This is a genomic window from Comamonas sp. NyZ500, from assembly GCF_016772095.1.
GTDB classification, from domain to species: Bacteria; Pseudomonadota; Gammaproteobacteria; order Burkholderiales; family Burkholderiaceae_C; genus Comamonas; species Comamonas thiooxydans.
Genome location: NZ_JAEIJE010000004.1, coordinates 231,622 through 252,200 on the forward strand (window position 1 = coordinate 231,622; position 20,579 = coordinate 252,200).

16 protein-coding genes are annotated in these 20,579 nt (G+C 64.8%); 11 read left to right on the forward strand and 5 right to left on the reverse strand.

Annotation, left to right across the window (positions count from 1 at the left end):
- Positions 1 to 22: 22 nt before the first annotated feature.
- The 3 genes from JAO85_RS08985 to JAO85_RS08995 all read left to right on the forward strand — a co-directional run bounded on the left by JAO85_RS08985 (position 23) and on the right by JAO85_RS08995 (position 2,595).
- The gene (locus JAO85_RS08985) at positions 23 to 1,030 is read left to right on the forward strand and encodes an LLM class flavin-dependent oxidoreductase (RefSeq protein ID WP_202787913.1); all 1,008 of its coding nucleotides are present in this window, start codon (positions 23 to 25) and stop codon (positions 1,028 to 1,030) included.
- Positions 1,031 to 1,155: 125 nt separating this feature from the next.
- Positions 1,156 to 1,845: a YafY family protein gene (locus JAO85_RS08990; protein WP_034381465.1), complete on the forward strand. Its 690-nt coding sequence runs from the start codon at positions 1,156 to 1,158 to the stop codon at positions 1,843 to 1,845.
- Between the two features lie 93 nt (positions 1,846 to 1,938).
- A complete protein-coding gene (locus tag JAO85_RS08995; RefSeq protein WP_202787914.1) occupies positions 1,939 to 2,595 on the forward strand; it encodes a glutathione S-transferase family protein in 657 nt (218 codons plus the stop codon).
- Between the two features lie 71 nt (positions 2,596 to 2,666).
- Here JAO85_RS08995 and JAO85_RS09000 read toward each other — a convergent pair whose 3' ends face one another.
- Complete coding sequence (locus JAO85_RS09000; protein WP_012836997.1) at positions 2,667 to 3,416, reverse strand: SDR family NAD(P)-dependent oxidoreductase; 750 nt, start codon at positions 3,414 to 3,416, stop codon at positions 2,667 to 2,669.
- Between the two features lie 160 nt (positions 3,417 to 3,576).
- Between JAO85_RS09000 and gspF the strand changes: the two genes are divergently transcribed.
- The 4 genes from gspF to JAO85_RS09020 all read left to right on the forward strand — a co-directional run bounded on the left by gspF (position 3,577) and on the right by JAO85_RS09020 (position 7,640).
- Complete coding sequence (gene gspF / locus JAO85_RS09005; protein ID WP_045838483.1) at positions 3,577 to 4,800, forward strand: type II secretion system inner membrane protein GspF; 1,224 nt, start codon at positions 3,577 to 3,579, stop codon at positions 4,798 to 4,800.
- Positions 4,801 to 4,919: 119 nt separating this feature from the next.
- Entirely contained in the window at positions 4,920 to 6,122 is a 1,203-nt protein-coding gene (locus tag JAO85_RS09010) for an ammonium transporter (protein WP_034381457.1), read from the forward strand.
- Positions 6,123 to 6,183: 61 nt separating this feature from the next.
- Positions 6,184 to 7,101, forward strand: coding sequence for a 5'-nucleotidase (locus JAO85_RS09015; RefSeq protein ID WP_202787915.1), 918 nt, complete (start codon positions 6,184 to 6,186; stop codon positions 7,099 to 7,101).
- Between the two features lie 71 nt (positions 7,102 to 7,172).
- Complete coding sequence (locus JAO85_RS09020) at positions 7,173 to 7,640, forward strand: EF-hand domain-containing protein (protein WP_202787916.1); 468 nt, start codon at positions 7,173 to 7,175, stop codon at positions 7,638 to 7,640.
- Between the two features lie 65 nt (positions 7,641 to 7,705).
- On the opposite strand, the gene JAO85_RS09025 is transcribed toward JAO85_RS09020, so the two are convergent.
- From JAO85_RS09025 to JAO85_RS09035, 3 genes are all read right to left on the reverse strand, one after another.
- Complete coding sequence (locus JAO85_RS09025; protein WP_034361309.1) at positions 7,706 to 8,143, reverse strand: hypothetical protein; 438 nt, start codon at positions 8,141 to 8,143, stop codon at positions 7,706 to 7,708.
- A 205-nt stretch (positions 8,144 to 8,348) separates the two neighbouring features.
- Positions 8,349 to 8,840 (reverse strand): DUF1854 domain-containing protein, encoded by a 492-nt coding sequence (locus tag JAO85_RS09030; protein WP_012836991.1) that lies wholly within the window; start codon positions 8,838 to 8,840, stop codon positions 8,349 to 8,351.
- Positions 8,837 to 11,134: an ABC transporter ATP-binding protein gene (locus JAO85_RS09035; RefSeq protein WP_034361307.1), complete on the reverse strand. Its 2,298-nt coding sequence runs from the start codon at positions 11,132 to 11,134 to the stop codon at positions 8,837 to 8,839. The genes JAO85_RS09030 and JAO85_RS09035 overlap by 4 nt, the downstream gene beginning before the upstream one ends.
- Before the next feature lie 225 nt (positions 11,135 to 11,359).
- Here JAO85_RS09035 and cphA (JAO85_RS09040) point away from each other — a divergent pair, with 225 nt between their 5' ends.
- From cphA (JAO85_RS09040) to JAO85_RS09055, 4 genes are all read left to right on the forward strand, one after another.
- Positions 11,360 to 13,540 carry a cyanophycin synthetase gene (cphA, locus tag JAO85_RS09040; RefSeq protein ID WP_087866060.1) on the forward strand — a complete coding sequence of 727 codons (2,181 nt, stop codon included), beginning with the start codon at positions 11,360 to 11,362 and terminating at the stop codon, positions 13,538 to 13,540.
- Positions 13,541 to 13,636: 96 nt separating this feature from the next.
- Entirely contained in the window at positions 13,637 to 16,207 is a 2,571-nt protein-coding gene (cphA, locus tag JAO85_RS09045; RefSeq protein WP_003061870.1) for a cyanophycin synthetase, read from the forward strand.
- A gap of 298 nt (positions 16,208 to 16,505) precedes the next feature.
- Positions 16,506 to 16,880, forward strand: a complete 375-nt coding sequence (locus JAO85_RS09050; RefSeq protein WP_202787917.1) for a DUF2946 family protein — start codon at positions 16,506 to 16,508, stop codon at positions 16,878 to 16,880.
- Positions 16,881 to 16,964: 84 nt separating this feature from the next.
- The gene (locus JAO85_RS09055; RefSeq protein ID WP_202787918.1) at positions 16,965 to 19,271 is read left to right on the forward strand and encodes a TonB-dependent receptor; all 2,307 of its coding nucleotides are present in this window, start codon (positions 16,965 to 16,967) and stop codon (positions 19,269 to 19,271) included.
- Here the strand turns inward: JAO85_RS09055 and JAO85_RS09060 are convergent.
- Complete coding sequence (locus JAO85_RS09060; protein WP_087864165.1) at positions 19,268 to 20,461, reverse strand: MFS transporter; 1,194 nt, start codon at positions 20,459 to 20,461, stop codon at positions 19,268 to 19,270. The genes JAO85_RS09055 and JAO85_RS09060 overlap by 4 nt on opposite strands.
- Positions 20,462 to 20,579: the final 118 nt, after the last annotated feature.

A 20,579-nucleotide genomic window follows, 5' to 3' on the forward strand; every position in this document is an offset into this window, starting at 1 on the left:
AAAACCATATAGATCAATCGCCATGAAATCCCTGAACAACGTCAAGCTGTCCATGCTGGACCTGGTCGCCGTGCGCGAAGGTGCAACGGTGGCCGATGCTCTGCAGATTGCCGTGCGCACCGCGCAGCAGGCCGAGAAGCTGGGCTTCACCCGCTACTGGCTGGCCGAGCACCACAATATGCCGGGCATTGCGAGTTCGGCCACGGCCGTGCTGATCGGCCACATCGCGGGCGCCACGCAGAAGATTCGTGTGGGTTCGGGCGGCATCATGCTACCCAACCATGCACCGCTGGTGGTGGCCGAGGCCTTCGGCACGCTGGCCGAGCTCTACCCGGGCCGCATCGACCTGGGCCTGGGACGCGCGCCGGGCACCGACGCAGCGACCATGCGCGCCCTGCGCCGCGACCGCGTGGAGACCGAGGAGGACTTCCCACGCGACGTGCAGGAGCTGCAGCGCCTGCTCGGCGATCAGCAGGATGGAGCACGCATCATCGCCATGCCCGGTGCCGGCACCCACGTGCCCATCTGGCTGCTGGGCTCCAGCCTGTTCTCGGCCCAGCTGGCTGCACATATGGGCCTGCCCTACGCCTTTGCCTCGCACTTCGCGCCACGCATGCTGCACCAGGCCCTGGCCCTGTACCGCCAGATGTTCAAGCCCAGTGCCACGCTGGCCAAGCCTTACGCGATTGTCGGCGTGCCCGTGATTGCAGCCCCCAGCGATGAAGAGGCGCGGTTTCTGGCCAGCAGCACCTATCAGCGCGTGCTCGGCATTCTGACCGGAAACCGCACCCGCCTCATGCCCCCGATACCGGACTTCTGGGAGCAGCTGGATGGGCGCGCCCAGGCGGCGATTGCCGATTTTCTGGCCGTGGGCGTCATCGGCGGCCCGGATACCGTGCGCCAGGGCCTGCAAAAGCTGGCCGACGAGACCCAGGCCGATGAATTCATGATCGTCAGCGATGTCTATGACGCCGAGCTGCGCCTGCGCAGCCTGGAGATCACGGCTGGCGCCATGAACACCGCCGCCTGAGCGGGCCTGGCAGCTCCCTCCTCTCACGCTGCGCGGTAGGAGGGAGTGCAGAGAGAACGACAAACCAGCGTCCCGGCATGAGAGCATGCCAAACTCCTGCGTCGTTCATCTCCGAGATTTCTTTCATGAGCCGCTCCGCCCGTCTGCTGCAATTGCTGGATACGCTGCGCCGCGCCCGTCAGCCGCAGACCGGGCCCGAACTGGCCCAGGCACTGGGCATCAGCCTGCGCACGCTGTACCGCGACATCGCCACCTTGCGCACCCAGGGCGCCGACATCCTGGGCGACCCCGGCATAGGTTTCGAGATGCGGCCCGGCTTTCTGCTGCCGCCGCTGATGTTCAACGCCGACGAGCTGGAGGCCCTGCTGCTGGGCGCGCGCTGGGCCAGCCTGCAGGCTGATCCGCAACTGGCCCAGGCCGCCACCGCCGCCATGGACCGCATACGCACAGCACTGCCGCTGGAGCTGCGCATTGCCGTCGACACCAGCGGCCTGCTGGTTCCCAATATGCAGACAGATCCGCCGGCCGAGCCCTGGCAGGCCGCGCTGCGCCGCGCCATCCGCGCCGAACACAAGGTCGTGCTGCATTACCGCGACCAGCATGGCGTGCCGAGCCAGCGCCGGGTCTGGCCGTTTGCCATGGCCTACTTCGAGCGCAGCCGCGTGGTCTCGGCCTGGTGCGAGTTGCGCCAGGCCTTTCGTCACTTTCGCGCCGACCGCGTGGACGCGCTAGAGGATCTCGGAGAACGCTATCCGCAGCGGCGCCAGGCACTGATACAGCGCTGGCTGGACGAAACCGGCTACACGCTGGATTGAGCGGCACTGCTGACAGAAACTGTCAGCCCCCGCTCCTACATTGGCTGCATGGCGTTTTTGCCATGTCACAACAGCCCGCCAAGGAGAGCCGCAATGTCCACACCTCAACAACCCAAGCTGCGCTTTTTCAGCAACCCCAGATCACGCGCCCGCATGGTGCGCTGGATGCTGGAGGAATGCGGTGCCGACTATGAAACCATTGAGCTGGAATTCGGACCCGAGATGAAGTCGCCCGAGTACCTGTCCATCAACCCCATGGGCAAGGTCCCGGCGCTGCAGCATGGCGATGCCGTGGTCACCGAGACCGGAGCCATCCTCGCCTATCTGGCCGAGCTTTTTCCCGAGAAACGACTGGCCCCGGCGATGGGCAGCCCGGAACGGGCCAGCTACTTTCGCTGGCTGTTCTTTGTCGCCGGGCCGGTGGAGGCCGTCACAACCGCCCGCAACGAAGGCTGGCTGCAATCGCAAACTCATCAGCAAGCCATAAGCGCGGGCTTTGGCCGCTTTGACGATGTGCTGAACACATTGCTGCATGCGGTGGCCGGCAAACGCTATGTCTGCGGCGACCACTTCACCGCCGCCGATCTGTATCTGGCCAGCTATATCGGCTGGAGCATGATGGACGGCAGCTTGCCCAGGCGGCCCGAATTCGAGGCCTATGCCACGCCGCTGCTGCAGCGTGCAGCCTCGGCGCGCGCCGACGAGATCGACGGCGATATGCAAGCCGCCGCCATGGCGCCAGTCGTTTAAGGTTTTGACCCGCAGCGCTTGCCAGTCAAGCGCAGGGTCATCAAAATCTATAGCAAACCGCTGCAGACCGCTCAGCGCGCCAAGTAACCGCCGTCGACCGGGTAATAAGCGCCCGTCACAAACGACGCGCGGTCACTGGCCAGCCAGGCCACCAGCTCGGCAATCTCCTCGGGCTGGCCCAGCCGTCCCATGGGGTGGGCCGCCACCAGCGCCGCATGCGTGGCCGGGTCCTGCTCCAGACCGCTGATCATGGGGGTCTGGACAAAGCCCGGCCCCACGGCATTGATTCGCACGCCCCGGGCCGAATATTCGAGCGCTGCCGCCTTGGTCAGGCCCAGCACGCCATGCTTGGCCGCCGTATAGGCCGCAGAGTTGGCAAAGCCCACGGCGCCGAGGATGGATGCCATATTGATGATGGAGCCGCCACCGCCTTGCAGCATGGCGGCAATCTGGTATTTGCAGGCATAGAAGACACCCGAGAGATTGACGCGCAGCACCTGCTCCCAGGCATCGAGTGGATAGTCGGCGGTTGGCGCACTGGCTCCGCCAATGCCGGCGTTGTTGCAGGCCACGTCCAGCCTGCCGAAGTGGCGCATGGTCAGGGCCACCAGCGCTTCATGATCCGCCGGGCTGCCGGCGTCGGCGCGCAGATACAGTGCCTCGGCACCCAGCTCGCGCACCAGGGCCGCGCTCTCCTGGCCCTGCTCCTCGTTGAGGTCGGCCAGCACCACCCGCGCGCCTTCCCTGGCCCATGTCAGCGCCACACAACGGCCTATGCCGGATGCAGCCCCCGTCACCAATGCAACCTTGTCCTTGAGCATCGAAACCTCGCATTCTTGAATCGGCAGACCATTGTGCCGACCTCGCCCGCGGTAGTCCTGACCTGCGTCAAGCCGGGCTCGCTCTCTCAAACGCCTAAGTGCTGACATCATTAGTCGCTACCATCTGCACTAACCCCTCACCCGTCAGATCGATTCGCGCATGCCCGCCTTTACCTTTGAAGCCCTGGATGCCCAGGGCCAGACCCGCAAGGGCACCCTGGAAGCCGACAACGCCCGTGCCGCGCGCAGCCAGCTGCGCAGCCAGGCCCTGGTGCCGCTGCAGGTCGAGCCCGTCGCCGCTGGCAAGGGCCAGGGCCGCACCGGCGCTTCCGGATGGTTCACGCGCCCGGTCTTCAACTCCACCAGCCTCGCGGTATGGACCCGCCAGCTCTCGGGCCTGGTCAGCTCCGGCCTGCCCATAGAACGCGCACTGGCCGCGCTATCCGAGGAAGCCGAGGATGAACGCCAGCATCAGCTGGTCGCGGCGCTGAGGGCCGAGGTCAATGCCGGCTCCAGCTTTGCCAGGGCGCTGGAGCAGCATCCACGCGAGTTTTCCGATATCTTTTGCGCCGTGATCGGCGCCGGCGAATCCAGCGGCAGCCTGGGTCCGGTGCTGGAAAACCTGGCCGACGACCTGGAGGCGCGCCAGGCCTTGCAGTCCAAGCTCATCGGCGCCTCGCTGTATCCGGCCATCGTGACGCTGGTGGCCATCGTCATCGTGATCTTTCTGGTCAGCTATGTGGTGCCGCAGGTGGCCGGCGTGTTTGCCGGCACCAAGCGTGCGCTGCCGTTTCTCACCGTGGTCATGCTCGGCATCAGCGACTTTGTGCGCCACTACGGCTGGTTCATGCTGGCCGTGCTGCTGCTGGCTGCCGTGGGCTTTCGGCTGGCGCTCAGGAACGAGGCGTTTCGCGAGCGCTTCGATGCCCAGTGGCTGCGTCTGCCGCTCATAGGCCGGCTCTCGCGCAGCTATAACGCGGCGCGCTTTGCCGGCACTCTGGCCATGCTCGCCGGAGCGGGCGTGCCCATTCTCAAGGCCTTGCAGGCCGCGGCCGAGACGCTCAACAACCGCGCGCTGCGCGCCGATGCCATGGATGCGCTGGTGCTGGTGCGCGAAGGCGCGCCACTGGCCTCGGCCCTGGCTCAGAAGAAGCGCTTTCCGGGCCTGGTCGCCATGTTCGCCCGGCTGGGCGAGCAGACGGGCCAGCTGCCGCTGATGCTGCAGCGTGCCGCCACCCAGCTGTCCACCGAGGTCCAGCGCCGTGCCATGCACCTGGCCACGATCCTCGAGCCGCTGCTCATCGTCGTCATGGGACTGGTGGTCATGCTCATCGTGCTGGCCGTGCTCATGCCCATCATCCAGCTCAACCAGTTCGTCAAATAGGCCGGCGGTGGGGAAGCACCCACTCCAGCTTGGCGCAATTCTTGCTTTCTTTTAGTGCATTGCGGTTTTTTTCCGCAATTTCGCACCAATAAATAGCAAATTTCAGCTGGAGCGTTTTCATGCAAGCACTAAAACAGGGCGCGGATGCCCTGTTCATTCTGATGGGCGCCGTCATGGTCCTGGCCATGCACGCCGGTTTCGCCTTCCTGGAACTGGGCACCGTGCGCCGCAAGAACCAGGTCAATGCCCTGGTCAAGATCCTGGTCGACTTCTCGGTCTCCACCGTGGTCTATTTCGCTCTCGGCTATGGCGTGGCCTACGGCACGCACTTTTTCGTGGGTGCCGAGCAGCTGACGGCACTCAACGGCTATGGCCTGGTCAAGTTCTTCTTTCTGCTGACCTTTGCCGCCGCCATTCCCGCCATCATCTCGGGCGGCATTGCCGAACGCGCCAAGTTCTGGCCCCAGCTGATCGCCACGGCCATGATCGTGGGCCTGATCTACCCCTTCTTCGAGGGCATTGCCTGGAACCAGCATTTCGGCGTGCAGGCCTGGATCAAGGCGCTGACCGGCGCCGAGTTCCACGACTTTGCCGGCAGCGTGGTGGTCCATGCCGTGGGCGGCTGGATCGCTCTGGGTGCCGTGCTGCTGCTGGGCCCGCGCAGCAATCGCTACCGCCAGGGCGGAGCGATTGCGGCCACACCGCCCTCCAGCATCCCCTTCCTGGCGCTGGGCGCCTGGATTCTGATCGTGGGCTGGTTCGGCTTCAATGTGATGAGTGCCCAGAGTCTGGACAAGATCTCCGGTCTGGTCGCCGTGAACTCGCTGATGGCCATGGTGGGCGGCACGCTGGCCGCCCTGGCGGTGGGCAAAAACGACCCGGGCTTTGTGCACAACGGCCCGCTGGCCGGTCTGGTCGCCGTCTGCGCGGGCTCGGATCTGATGCACCCTCTGGGGGCACTGGTCGTGGGGGCTGCCGCCGGCGCCATCTTTGTCTTCATGTTCACGCTGACGCAGAACAAATGGAAGATCGACGATGTGCTGGGCGTGTGGCCGCTGCACGGTCTGTGCGGCGCCTGGGGCGGCATTGCAGCCGGCATCTTCGGCACGCAAGCGCTGGGCGGGCTTGGCGGCGTGCATCCGCTGGCCCAGCTCATAGGCACGCTGATGGGCGTGGCCTGGGCAGCGCTCGGCGGCCTGCTGGTCTACGGCCTGCTCAAGAAAACCATGGGGCTGCGCCTGAGCCAGGAACAGGAATTCGACGGCGCCGATCTGTCCATACACCATATCAGTGCCACGCCAGAGCGCGAAGCCAACTGGTGAGGGCGCGGCGGCCTGCGTATCATCGAAGCTTGTCTGCACATCCGCTCAAAGCCGTACCGCCATGGCCATGACCCTGAACGACAAGCTCGTCGTCGCCATCTCCTCGCGAGCCCTGTTCGATTTCGAGGAGGAAAACAGCCTCTTCGAGGACAGCGACCCGGCAACCTATCTGCGCCTGCAGCGCGAGCGGCTGAACGTGCCTGCCGCGCCCGGCGTTGCCTTCTCGCTGGTCAAGAAGCTGCTGGCCTTCAACACCGAGGCACAGCAGCATGTGGAGGTGGTGCTGCTCTCGCGCAATGACCCCGTCAGCGGCATGCGCGTCTTCCGCTCGGCCCAGGCCCACGGCCTGCACTCCATACAGCGCGGCGTGTTCACCCAGGGGCGTGACCCTTTCGGCTATCTGCGCCCTCTGGGAGCTCAGCTGTTTCTGTCGGCGAATGCCGATGACGTGACCCAGGCACTGCAGCTGGGCTACCCGGCCGCCCATGTGTTCACCGACTCCATGCGCGCCAGCAGCAGCCATCCGCGCGAAGTGCGCATCGCTTTCGACGGCGATGCCGTGCTGTTTTCCGACGAGGCCGAACGCATCTTCCAGGCCCAGGGCCTGGAGGCTTTCCAGCAGCATGAGCTGGAGAAAGCCGCCCAGCCGCTGCCCGAAGGCCCTTTCAAGCCGCTGCTGGCCGCCCTGCACCGCCTGCAGCAGGCCGATGTGGCCGGGATGCGCGTGCGCACGGCCCTGGTCACGGCGCGCAGCGCCCCGGCCCATGAGCGCGCGCTCAATACGCTGATGGACTGGAAGATCGATGTCGATGAAGCCATGTTCCTCGGCGGACTGGCCAAGGGCGGCTTTCTGCGCGAGTTCGAGCCCGACTTCTTCTTCGACGACCAGACCGGCCATGTGCGCAATGCGGCCGGACATGTTCCCTCGGGCCATGTGCGCAGCGGCATTGCCCATGACAAGGCAGCGCTGCCTACGTAAAGCTTGGCAAAGTCCGGCAAGCGAATGCAAAACTTTGAAAGTGCGGCGCGCCGGAGGTTGAGAATGCCGTCATGGCCCTCATCTGTACCGCTATGTCAAAAGCCAAGAACCACCCCATCGTCGCGCGCAGCAGCTCGGTCATGAAGACCGCCATGGGCGTGCTGCTGACCAGCGCCGTGCTGCTGCTGCCCACGGTGCGCGCCGAGGAAACCGCCGGCGACAGGATGGCGGAAAGACAGGGAACCCAGCTCTCCAAGGGCGAAATCAAGGCCCAGCAGCAGTTCAAGATGCTGGACTTCAATCAGGATGGCAAGCTCAGCCGCAAGGAAGTGGCCATCATCCCCAAGCTGGCCGCCGCCTTTGACGAAACCGACACCAACAAGGACGGCTTCGTCACCTATGAGGAAGTGCGCGCCTTTGCCGTCAAATACCGGGCAGCACGTGAAAAGGCCAAGGCCGCGGAAGCCGTGGCTGCTGCGCCGGCCAAGGACGATGCTCACAAATCAGAAGCTGATAGCGCAGGCCCTGAAAGCAAATAATCTATAAAAATAGCTGAAGCGCTTGAATATCAAGCGCAATCAGCTCTCAAAACAAAAGCAATCGCTTACTTGGCGTTGCCGCTGCGCTTTATCCGGGGCTCGGAATAAGTCAGCGGTTCATTGCGCGCCTGCTGCTTGCTCTGCAGCAGATCTTCCGACTTGCTGGTTTCCTGCGCCTGCTCCACCGCCTGGGCGCTGGCGCGCCACATGGACTGGATGAACTCGATCAGCTGCTTGGAGATCGGCTCCTTGGGCGGCTCCTCGACCTCCTCCTTTTGCTTGACCTCCTCGGCCAGCGTCCAGTCGCGGTTCTCGGTATCGGGAGCCGAGGGCTTCTCGGGCTCGCGCACTGTGCGGCCCTCGCCGATCTTGTCCACCGACTCCGTCGCATTCACCGCATTCACGGGGCGCACCGGCGCGGCGCCAGAGGCGCCTGTGGAATACAAATCCGCACCCTGGGTACGCCAGGGCGTCTGTGTCCGGTCTAGAGGTGGAATTTGCATGGCTTGGCCCTCGGCAGTAAAAAGGTGCAGGCGGAAAATCAGCTATCTCGCCCTGTTATCGGCCACGCTTGAGAAAACTGTAGGATTATTTTCAATCCTATTTTGATAGCTATTAGTCTATGTATATCAAGCACCACTGCGCAATTTGATACAAAAAAGGGCCTCGCGATTATGCGAGGCCCTTGAAATAGTCGCGCTGCGCAGCTTACAGAAAGCGCTCCAGCAGCTTGCGCGAATGCCGGTCCAGCTTGCTGCTGTCGGGAATCCGATATTGCACGCCATCCTGGCCCGTGATCTGCAGTCGAGTGCGCCCGGCCAGCTTGCGGATGTCTTCCTCGGCCTTGAGCACCATCTGCGTCAGACCGCGATCCGTCTGCAGCTCCCAGGTGCTGGGGGTGGAGAAACTCGAGACCTTGAGAATGCGCTCTATGGTCGGCACGAACTCCCGCACTGCCAGGTCCTGCTCGATCAGCTGACGATGCTCGGGATGCAGGTCGGCCATGCGGGCCACCCACAGCGCTTCCTTGCCATCGGCGGCGATCAGCGACAGCCCTTCGGCAGGCGCGGCAATCGGAAATGCACGCACGGGAACGACGGCTTCGTAGACCAGGCCGTTACCCAGGGTCAGCACCAGACGGCCATGGGCGTTGCGCTCCAGCTGCATGCCGCTCAGATTGGATTGGGGAGCTTCGATCATTGTGTTTCCTTGGTCTGCAGCTTGAGGCCGGCCGCTTGCGCATCCTCTTCGGCACGGCGTGCCTGGGCGTCGTACAGGCGGAAGTAATGGCCCTTGAGGTCCATCAGCTCGTCGTGCGGGCCGACTTCGACGATCTCGCCACGATCCATGACCACCAGACGGTCGGCCTTGCGCAAGGTGGACAGGCGGTGGGCAATGGCGATCGTGGTGCGACCCTGGACCAAGTTGTCCAGCGCCTTCTGGATCTCCTTTTCGGTCTCGGTATCCACGGCCGAGGTGGCTTCGTCGAGGATCAGGATGCGCGGATCGATCAGCAGCGCACGCGCGATGGAGATACGCTGGCGCTCGCCACCCGACAGGCCCTGGCCGCGCTCGCCGACCAGGGAGTCATAGCCGTGGGGCAGGCGCAGGATGAACTCGTGGGCATGGGCGGCACGCGCCGCGGCCACGATTTCCTCGCGCGTGGCATCGGGCTTGCCGTAGGCGATGTTCTCGGCAATCGTACCGAAGAACAGGAAGGGCTCCTGCAGCACCAGGCCGATATTGCTGCGGTAGTCGGACACGGACATGCGGCGCACGTCCACGCCGTCGAGCTGGATGGAGCCCTCGGAGACGTCGTAGAAGCGGCAGATCAGATTGACCAGGGTGCTCTTGCCCGAGCCGCTGTGGCCGACCAGTCCGATCATCTCGCCGGGCTTGATCTCCAGGTTCAGATGCTTGATGACGGCACGGCTGCCGTAGCGAAAGCCCACATCCTCCATGGTGATGGCACCCTTGGCCTTGCCGGGCAGCTTCACGGGGTTGCTGGGCTCGGGCACATTGCTGACATGGTCGAGGATGTCGAAGATGCGCTTGGCACCGGCAGCAGCCTTCTGCGTGACCGAGACAATGCGGCTCATCGAATCCAGGCGGGTATAGAAACGGCCGATATAGGCGATGAAGGCCGTCAGCACACCGACCGTGATGGAGCCGCCGGCCACCAGATAGATGCCGAAGCCCCAGACCACCAGAATGCCGACCTCGGTCAGCAGCGTCACCGTGGGGGTGAACAGCGACCAGGTCTTGTTGACCTTGTCGTTGGCCTGCAGATTGATCAGATTGGCGTCGGCAAAGCGGTCGGCTTCACGCTTTTCCTGGGCGAAAGCCTTGACCACGCGGATACCGGGAATGGTGTCGGCCAGCACATTGGTCACCTCGGACCAGACGCGGTCTATCTTCTCGAAGCCCGTGCGCAGGCGGTCGCGCACGGTGTGGATCATCCAGGCGATGAAGGGCAGCGGCACCAGCGTGACCAGCGCCAGCCAGGGGTTGATGGAGAACAGGATGGCCGATGTCATCACGATCATCAGCACATCGGTTGCAAAATCAAGTGCGTTGAGCGACAGAAACAGATTGATGCGATCGGTTTCGGCACCGATACGCGCCATCAGATCCCCCGTGCGCTTGCTGCCGTAGTAGTCCACCGACAGGTTCAGCAAGTGGTTGTAGGTGGTGGTGCGCAGATTGGAGCCTATGCGCTCGGACACCTTGGCCAGCACGAAAGTACGTGCCCAGCCCAATGCCCAGGCCAGCAGCGCCGACAGCAGCAGCATGCCCAGATAGAAGAAAACCAGATCCCGGTCGATTTTTTCACCGTTCTGGAACGGAATCAGTATCTTGTCCATCAGCGGGATGGTCAGATAAGGAGCCACCAACTGGGCCGCCGTGGTGGCCAGGGTCAGCAAGAAGCCCAGCAGCAGCTGGCCCTGATAGGGTTTGGCAAAACGCCACAGGCGCAGCAGCACCCAGGTGGAGGTCTGGGGCGCCTGCTGGCGTGCGCAGGCCGGGCATTCCTCGGTATCGGGCGGCAGCACCGAGTGGCAGACCGGGCAATGCGGGACATCCTCATCGCTGACCGCGCTATAGGCCTCCTGACGGGCGATGCGCTCGCGCTGGCGGTCGAACTGCTGCATCAGCTGCAGCATGGAGGTCTGATGCTTCAGCGTGATCAGCCACTGTGCAAGACGCGCGCTCCTGTCATGCAGTTCCAGGTTGCCCACACCGCCATGATCCTGCAGGCGCAGGCTTTGATCTACCGCCAGGGCCCATTCACGCCACTGCTGGGTCTTGGGATCGCAGGCCAGCAGACGCTCCTGGGTCAGGGCCAGCAGGCCGCTGCCGAACTGCAAATCCGCACTCAGGTCAACCGGGACGACGGCTAATACGTTTTCATGTTCAGCGAGTCTTGCTCGCAGCTCGCCCCCCAGGGGGCCGGCAAAGACTGCCGAGGCGTCCACAGTATGGTGATGTTGCATGTTGAGTTATTTTTCTCCGCCGATGGCGGCTCCAAGAGTCATGCGGGCAACCGCATCGGCATGGTGAATATGGCTGCGCCTGACGTCCGATATATCCTGGTTAACGCGCGAACCTGCATTTAGGCTGACAAGCTTCACAATGCAGATTCTGGGCGCACAATGCCAACCTATCAGGGGCAGGAGTTTAAGAAAACCTGCTCTCCTCATTCCTATCCGCTGATCAACATGGCGAAATTCAACGACATCCAACTCTTGCGCACAACTTTCCTGCGTGGCCCCAGTGTCTGGACCTACCGCCCGGTACTGGAGGTCTGGCTGGATCTGGGAGAGCTGGAAGACTATCCGTCCAACAAGATCCCCGGCCTCAACGAGCGCCTGACCAGCTGGCTGCCCGATCTGATCGAGCACACCTGCGGCGTCGGTGAACGCGGCGGCTTCATCCAGCGCCTGGAAGGCGGCACCTGGATGGGTCATGTGATGGAGCATGTCATCATCGAGCTGCTGAACCTGGCCGGCATGCCCGCCGAGTTCGGTCAGACCCGCGAAATTTCCAGGCGCGGCGTGTACCGCATGGTGTTCCGCTGCCCCGAGGAGGCCGTGGCCCGCGTGGCGCTGGAATATGGGCACAAGCTGCTGATGGCGGCCATCAATGACGAGCCGTTCGACCTCAAGCCCGCCGTGCATGCCATCAAGACGGCCATCAACGACCGCTACCTGGGCCCCTCGACCGGCTGCATCGTCGATGCCGCCAGCGAGCGCCGCATTCCCCATATCCGCCTCAACGACGGCAACCTGGTGCAGCTCGGTTATGGCGCGGCACAGCGCCGCATCTGGACCGCAGAGTCCGACCAGACCAGCGCCATCGCCGAAGGCATTGCCCAGGACAAGGACTTCACCAAGCGCCTGCTGGCCGCCTGCGGCGTGCCCGTGCCCGAAGGCCAGATCGTGGCATCGCCCGAAGAAGCCTGGGAAGTGGCGCAGGACATCGGCTTTCCCGTGACCGTCAAGCCCTCGGACGGCAACCATGCCCGTGGCGTGACCCTGGAGCTGTCCAAGGAAGCAGACATCAAGGCCGCGTTTGCACTGGCCCAGCCCGAAGGCTCGGACGTGATCGTCGAAAAATTCATCGACGGCGTGGAGCACCGCCTGCTGGTCGTGGGCGGCAAGGTGGTGGCCGCGACCAAGGGCGAGACGGTTTCCGTCTACGGCAATGGCAATGCCACGCTGCGCGAGCTGGTGGAAGTGCTGAACCAGGACCCGCGCCGCGGCCCCGAGCAGGAATACCCGCTGGACTGGATCAATCTGGAAGCCGGTGCCGTCAAGCTGGAGCTCAATCGTCAGCATGTGACGCCCGACAGCGTGATTCCCCAGGGTCAGGGCGTGCTGCTGCAGCGCAACGGCAATATGGCCATTGACTGCCTCGACGATGTGCACCCCGACGTGGCTTACTACGCCGTGCTGGCCGCCAAGATCGTCGGCCTGGACATTGCCGGCATGGACATGATCCTCAAGGATGTCTCCAAGCCCATGCAGGGCCAGGGAGCTATTCTGGAAGTCAACGCCGGCCCTGGCCTGTTGATGCACCTCAAGCCCACCAGCGGCGCACCGCGCCCCGTGGGCATGGCGATTGCCGACCATCTCTTCCCCCGCGAAGACGGTGCCGGCGCGGGTCGCATCCCCGTGGTCGGCATTGTGGGCACACGCAACAACGCCTTCATTTCGCGCCTGGTCGGCTGGCTGCTGCAGCTGTCGGGCAAGCTGACCGGCGTGGCCAGCAGCGAAGGCATGTTCCTCGCCAATCGCCATACGCAAAAGACCAATACCGCCAACTGGGCCGGAGCCCATCGTCTGCTGACCAACCGTCTGGCCGAAGCCGCCGTCATCCAGACCACGGCCCGCTCCATCCTGGAAGAAGGCCTGGCCTACGACCGCTGCCTGGTCGGCGTGGTCACCGACATGGACGGCTACGAGCAGCTTGCCGATCACGATGTGCTGGAGCCCGGCCAGATGCGCCGCGTGATGCGCACCCAGATCGACGTGGTGCTGGACGAAGGCGCGGGCGTGCTCAACGCCGACCTGCCCGAAGTGGCCGATCTGGCCGAGCTCTGCGACGGCGAAGTCATTCTGTACGCCACCGGCGCCGACAATGAATTTGTCGCCGCCCACCGCGCCAACACCGAAGCCCGTCATGAAGGCGGCCGCGCCGTCTTCCTCAAGGGCAGCAACGTGGTGCTGGCCACAGGCACGCAGGAACGTGTGCTGGGCACGCTGGAAGCGCTGTCCCTGGCCGGCGGCAAGCGCCCCGACACCAGCGCGCTGCTGGCTGCGATTGCCTCCGCCTGGGCGCTGGACATCACACCCGAGCTGATCGGCGCCGGCATCAAGACCTTTGAATACCAGGCTTGATTGCCCCATAAAACGCTTCAACAGATATAGCTGCTGACGCTTTCCTCACAAGCGTCAGACCAAGAAAAAGCTTGAAATTCAGCTGAAAGAAACACTATGCAGATCACTCGCAACCGAGCCTTGCGCGGCCCCAACCTCTGGACCCGCAGCACCGCCATCGAAGCCATCGTGCACTGCGAAGACAGCGAGCTGCTGTACACCGCCATGCCCGGCTTTGAAGAAAAGCTGCGCGCGCGTTTCCCCACCATCGGTACGCTGCAGCCGCATGGCGCAGACCAGCGCCTGTCGCTGGCCCATGTGCTGGAAGTTGCCGCCCTGTCGCTGCAGGCCCAGGCTGGCTGCCCCGTCACCTTCAGCCGCACCCACGAGACCGTGGAGCACGGCACCTTCCAGGTAGTGGTCGAGTACACCGAAGAATCCGTGGGCAAGCTGGCCATGGAGCGTGCCGAAGCCCTGATTCAGGCGGCATTGAACGACACGCCCTTCGACGCCGACGCCACGATTGCCGAGCTGCGCGAGCTGGACGAGGACGACCGTATCGGCCCCTCGACCGGCGCCATCGTCGATGCCGCCGTGGCACGCGGCATTCCCTTCCGTCGCCTGACCACCGGCTCGCTGGTGCAGTTGGGCTGGGGTTCGCGTGCGCGCCGCTTCCAGGCCGCCGAGATCGACTCCACCAGCGCCGTGGCCGAATCCATTGCGCAGGACAAGGATCTGACCAAGCGCCTGCTGCATGCAGCCGGCGTGCCTGTGCCCATGGGCCGTCCCGTCACCGACGTGGAAGACGCCTGGGCCGTGGCCCAGGAAGTGGGTCTTCCCGTGGTGGTCAAACCCCAGGACGGCAACCAGGGCAAGGGCGTGGTGGTGAACATCACCACCCGCGAAGGCCTGGAGGCCGCTTACAAGACCGCCAGCGAATTTGGCGACGAGATCCTCGTCGAGCGCTTTTTGCCCGGCCATGACTTCCGCATGCTGGTCGTCGGCGGCCAGCTGGTCGCTGCCGCCCGCCGCGAGCCTCCCCAGGTGCTGGGGGACGGCCAGCACACCATCCGCGAGCTGGTGAACATCGTCAACCAGGACCCGCGCCGCGGCTCCGGCCACGGCACGGCACTGACCAAGGTGCGGCTGGACGATATCGCCATCGCCCGCATCGCCAGCGAAGGCCTGACGCCTGACAGCGTGCCCGCCCAGGGCCAGCGCGTGGTGCTGCGCAACAACGCCAATCTGTCCACCGGCGGCAGCGCCACCGATGTGACCGATGATGTGCATCCCGAAATCGCCGCGCGCGCCATCGAGGCCGCACAGACCATAGGCCTGCATATCTGCGGCGTGGACGTGGTCTGCGAAACCATGCTCAAGCCTCTGGAAGAGCAAAGTGGCGGCATCGTGGAAGTCAACGCCGCCCCCGGCCTGCGCATGCACCTGGCGCCCTCCTTCGGCCGTCCCCGCAATGTGGGCGTGCCCATGGTGGACGAGCTGTTCGCGCCCGGCGACGACGGCCGCATCCCCCTGGTCGCCGTCACCGGCACCAACGGCAAGACCACGACCACGCGCGTGATCGCTCACCTGTTCACCTCGCATGGCTGGCGCACTGCCATGACCAACACCGATGGCGTGTACGTCAACGGCCGCCAGATCGACAGCGGCGACTGCTCCGGCCCCAAGAGTGCGCGCAACGCCCTGGCCCACCCCGAGACCGATGCGGCCGTGCTGGAATGCGCACGCGGCGGCATCTTGCGTGAAGGCCTGGGCTTTGACCGCTGCCAGGTCGCCGTGGTCACCAATGTGGGCGAAGGCGACCACCTGGGCCTGAACTTCATCACCACCAAGGAAGATGTCAGCGTTCTCAAGCGCGTCATCGTGCAGAACGTGGCTTCCACCGGCTATGCCGTGCTCAATGCCGCCGATCCACTGGTCGCGGCCATGGCCCATGTCTGCCCCGGCAAGGTCATCTTCTTTGCCGCCGACCGCCACCACCCCGTCATGGCCACGCACCGTGCCCAGGGCAGCCGCGTGGTCTATGTCGATGGCGACGCCATCGTGGCCGCAGAAGGTTCCTGGCGCGAGAGCATCGCGCTGCGCGACATTCCACTGACCCGTAACGGCACCATCACCTTCCAGGTGGAAAACGTCATGGCCTCCATCGGCGCCGCATGGGCCGCAGGCCTGCCCTGGCAGACCATCCGTCGCGGTCTGGCCGGCTTCCTCAACGACAGCGACAACGCCCCTGCCCGCTTCAATGTGATGGATTACAAGGGCGCCACCATCATTGCCGACTACGGCCACAACCCCGACGCCATCCGCGCGCTGTCGCAGGCCGTGGAAGCCATGCCCGCCAAACGCCGCAGCGTGGTGATCTCGGGCGCCGGCGATCGCCGCGACCAGGACATCACCGAACAGACCCAGATCCTGGGCAAGGTGTTCGATGATGTGGTGCTCTATCAGGACGCCTGCCAGCGTGGCCGCGTGGATGGAGAAGTCCTGGCCCTGCTGAAAAAGGGCCTGGAAGGCGCTCCGCGCACCAGCTACAGCACAGAGATCCATGGCGAGTTTCTCGCCATCGACCATGCCCTGGCCCGCCTGCAACCCGGCGACCTGTGTCTGGTGCTGGTGGATCAGGTGGAGGAAGCGCTGGAGCATCTGCGCAAGCATGTGAATGGACAGTGACCCCCTGAGGCGCTGACGCGCCTTCCCCCTGAGGGGGACGACGGCCTCGCCGCGAGGCGGCGCGGCCGGCCAGGCTCTTGCTTGCCATCTCTCGCTTGAGCGAGTGCCTATACTCCAGCCCAGGAGCCGTGCATGAACCCTCGGCACCTCCATACCGACCCGGCCTTGCGCCGGGTTTTGTATTTGAAGTCACAGCACTTTGCACCTGCGGCAGGGCTTGCGCGGCGGTTTTCACGCATGCTCTGCGCCAGCAGACGACGTATGATCCGGACGCCTATTCGCAACGCCCAGCCCACCCATGACCTTGCAACAGCTTCGCCGCATAGCCACCTGCCTGCTGGGCCGGTGCGTGCTGGCATGGCTGGCACTGTCCATGGGGGTGGCGGCAGCCGCTCCGCTGATCCAGTCTCAGGGGTTTGAGCTGATCTGCACCAGCACCGGCGCGGTCAAGCTGATCGTCAAGGGCGAAGACGGCGGCAGTGCCCTGGGTGCGGGTCACCTCGATTGCCCCATGTGCCTGCCCCATGCAGCACCGCCTCCGCCCGCGCTGCAGCTGCCGCCGCCTACCGAGTCGCCGCTGTGGCATGCGCTGCAGCCCGTGCAGCGGGCGCGCATCGCCGCCATCACCGCCGCTCCTCTGCCTGCGCGCGGACCGCCTCCCGCTTACCTCTGAACCATTTCGGGCTCTAGCGCAGTTCCGATCTGCGCCGGCCGCTATCAGATTCATAGGGACGACCACGTCCCAAGGTAAGCATTCATGAAACAGATTTTTCTGCCGCTGGTGGTCAGTGGTATCGCATGGCCGTGCCTGGCCCAGACCTCGACCGATTCCGCCGACCTGCCTGAGCGCTCCAAGACCCTGGGCGTGGTCACCGTCAACGGCGGCCAGCCCAGCTCGCTGCCCACGCAGATTCCGACCACCATCGAAGGCATCACGCGCGAGGAGATAGAGACGCGCATCAATGCCACCGACAGCGAGGACGCGCTCAAATATCTGCCCAGCCTGCTGGTGCGCAAGCGCTATATCGGCGACTACAACCACGCCATCCTCTCCACGCGGGCCTCGGGCACGGGCAATAGCGCTCGCTCGGCCGTCTATGCCGACGGCATTCTGCTGTCCAACTATCTGGGCAATGGCATTGCCAACGGCAGCAACTATGCGCCGCGCTGGGGCCTGGTGACGCCCGAGGAGATCGAACGCGTCGATGTCATGTACGGCCCGTTCTCCGCCGCCTACCCCGGCAATTCCGCCGGCGCCGTGGTGGACTATGTGACGCGCATGCCCGACAAGCTCGAAGCCCATGTGGCCGCCGGCTATGCCCACCAGAGTGCCGACGTGCTGGGCAGCAGCGGCCATTACCGCAGCTGGAATACCAGCGCCTCCATCGGCAGCAGAAGCGGCGACTGGTCGTACTGGATCAATCTGAGCCGCAGCGACAGCCAGGGCCAGCCCATGACCTTCCCCACCGTGCTGCAGTCCGCCGGCGTGGCGGGCGGTGCCGGCACGCCCGTGACCGGTGCCATTGCCGGGCTCAACACCACCAACCAGCCCTGGTACATCCTGGGCGCGGGCACGCAGTACCGCACCCGGCAGGATCACGCCAAGATCAAGCTGGCCTATGACATCACGCCCACGCTGCGCGCCAGCTACACCCTGGGCTGGTGGCAGAACAGCGCCAGAGGCAGCTCCGAGACCTATCTGCGCGGGCCCGACGGCCAGCCGGTCTATAGCGGCAACATCAATATCGACGGCAAGACCTACAAGCTGGCCGACACCGCCTTCGGCCTGAGCCAGGACCAGCAGACACACACCATGCATGGCGTCTCGCTCAAAAGCCATACCCAGGGCGAGTTCGACTGGGAGCTCAGCGCCAGCCTCTATGACTACGGCAAGGATCAGCAGCGTGTTCCCACCGTGGCCCAGCCGGCTGCCAGTCTGGGCGGCAAGGGCACGCTGCAGGATCAGGACAGCACGGGCTGGAACACGCTGGCCGCCAAGGGCACATGGCGGCCGCAGGGAATGAAAGGCGCACATATCGTGGACTTCGGCCTGGGCCGCGATGCCTACAAGCTCAACATCAGCAAATACAACGTGCTGGGCGACTGGCAGTCCGGCCCGGCCAACGAGCAGGCTGTCGTCAGCCAGGTCGGCGGCAGGGCCGAGACCCGCTATGCCTGGGCACAGGACAGCTGGCAGTTGGCCAGGGACTGGAAGGCCGTGCTGGGTCTGCGCTGGGAGGACTGGACGGCCAGCCAGGGCCGCACCGCCACGACCAGCAGCCAGCTGAGTTACGCCCAGCGCAGCGAATCGCATTTCTCGCCCAAGGCCGCGCTGGCCTACCAGCTGGCCCGCAACACCACGCTCAAGGCCTCGCTAGGCCGTGCCGTGCGCTTTCCCACCGTGGGCGAGCTGTATGGCGCGACTTCGGGCGGCACGCTGTCCTTCATCAACGACCCGAATCTGAAACCCGAAAAGTCCTGGACGGGCGAGCTGACGGCCGAGCAAGACCTGGGTAACGGCCTGCTGCGCGCGACCTGGTTCCACGAGCGCACGCGCGATGCGCTCTACAGCCAGCTGATTCCCGGCACCACCATCTCTGCGGTGCAGAACGTGGATCAGGTTCGTACCTCGGGGCTGGAGCTGGCTTACTCGGCGCAGTCGGTGTGGATTCGCGGGCTGGACCTGGGCGGCAGCCTGACCTGGGCCAATTCGCGCATCACGGCCAATGCCGCCAATCCGGCCAGCGTCGGCAAATGGCAGCCGCGCGTGCCACGCTGGCGCGCCACGGCCTGGGCCACCTACAAGCCCGATGAACGCTGGGCCCTGACGGTGGCCGCGCGCTACAGCGGACGCCAGTACTCGAATCTCGACAACAGCGATGTCCATGCCGACACCTATATGGGTGCCAGCCAGTATTTCAGCGTCGATCTGCGGGCCCGCTATCAGATCGACAGGCAGCTATCGGCAGCCTTCGGCATAGACAACGCCAACAATGCCAGGTACTGGAACTTCCATCCCTATCCGCAGAGAAGCTTTAGCGCCTCCCTGCGCTGGGATCTTTAAGCGGCCACAAGCCCGTGGGTCTTGCGCATTCTGAAAGTGCCCAGGCAGGCCAGCAGCGCCAGGGCCAGGCCCAGGGCGCAGGCACCCTGCCAGCCATTGATGCGCCAGGCGAGAGTCCCCAGCGCCGAGCCCGCCGCCGCGCCCGTGAAATAGCCCGTCATATAGACGGCATTCATGCGGCCGCGCGCCGCGGGCAGGAGCTGGGCCACCGTGGCCTGGTTGGTGATGTTCAGGCATTGCAGGCCCAGATCGATCACCACCATGCCCAGCACGAACCAGCCCAGATGCGCTCCGCCCACCCATAGCAACGGCCAGGACAGCAGCAGGGCCAGCGCCCCGATGGCGCAGCTCACGCGGCCCAGGCCCTTGTCCACCAGACGCCCGGCCTGCGTGGCCACCAAGGCACCGGCCGCGCCAGCCAGACCGATCAAGCCTATCTGCCCGTCATCCAGGCCCAGGGGACCGCTGGAGAGCTGCAGCGCCATGGTCGAGAACAGCACGCTGACCGAGGCGAACGCCAGCGCGCTGACCAGGGTACGCTGGCGCAGACCCGGCTGACTGCGCAGCAGATGCCACATGCTTCTCAGCACCTGTGGATAACTGACAGGACTGGGGTTGCGCGATGCCGGCAGCGCCTTCCACAGCCACAGCGCGACCACGGCCATCACCAGCGCAGCGCCCTGGTAGACGGCTTGCCAGCCCCAGGCCTCCGAGACCATGCCGGCCACGCTGCGCGCCAGCAGAATGCCCAGCAGCAGACCGCTCATGACCCAGCCCACGGCCCGCCCGCTTTGCCCCGGCTGGGCCAGGGCCGCCGCCATGGGCACCAGCACCTGGGCTGCAACCGAGAACAGACCGGCCATCAGCGTGCCCAGCAGAAACTGATCGAACTGGTCCGCCAGGCCGCATAGCGCCTGCCCCAGGGCAGCCAGCAACATCAGGCTCACGGCCAGGCCGCGGCGCTGCAGCTTGTCGCCCAGCGGGGCCAGCAGCAAAAGACCTGCCGCATAGGCCACCTGGGCCAGCGTCACGCTGGTCGCAGCCGCCGACTCACTGACCGAGAAATGACCGGCAATCGAGTGCAGCAGTGGCTGGTTGAAATAGTTGCCGCCCGCACACAGGCCACAGGCCAGTGCCATCAACAACAGGGAGGAAGCGCTCAGACCGGGCGCGGAAACGTTAACCGACATAGATAACAGCCACATCCGGTGGATGCGGCGCTTGCATGGAGCCACCGCCCGAGGGCCGTCGCAGATCAAAGAGGGAGTTAGCAAGACCGGCATGCGCTGTGTCATGCCTGTGGCAGCG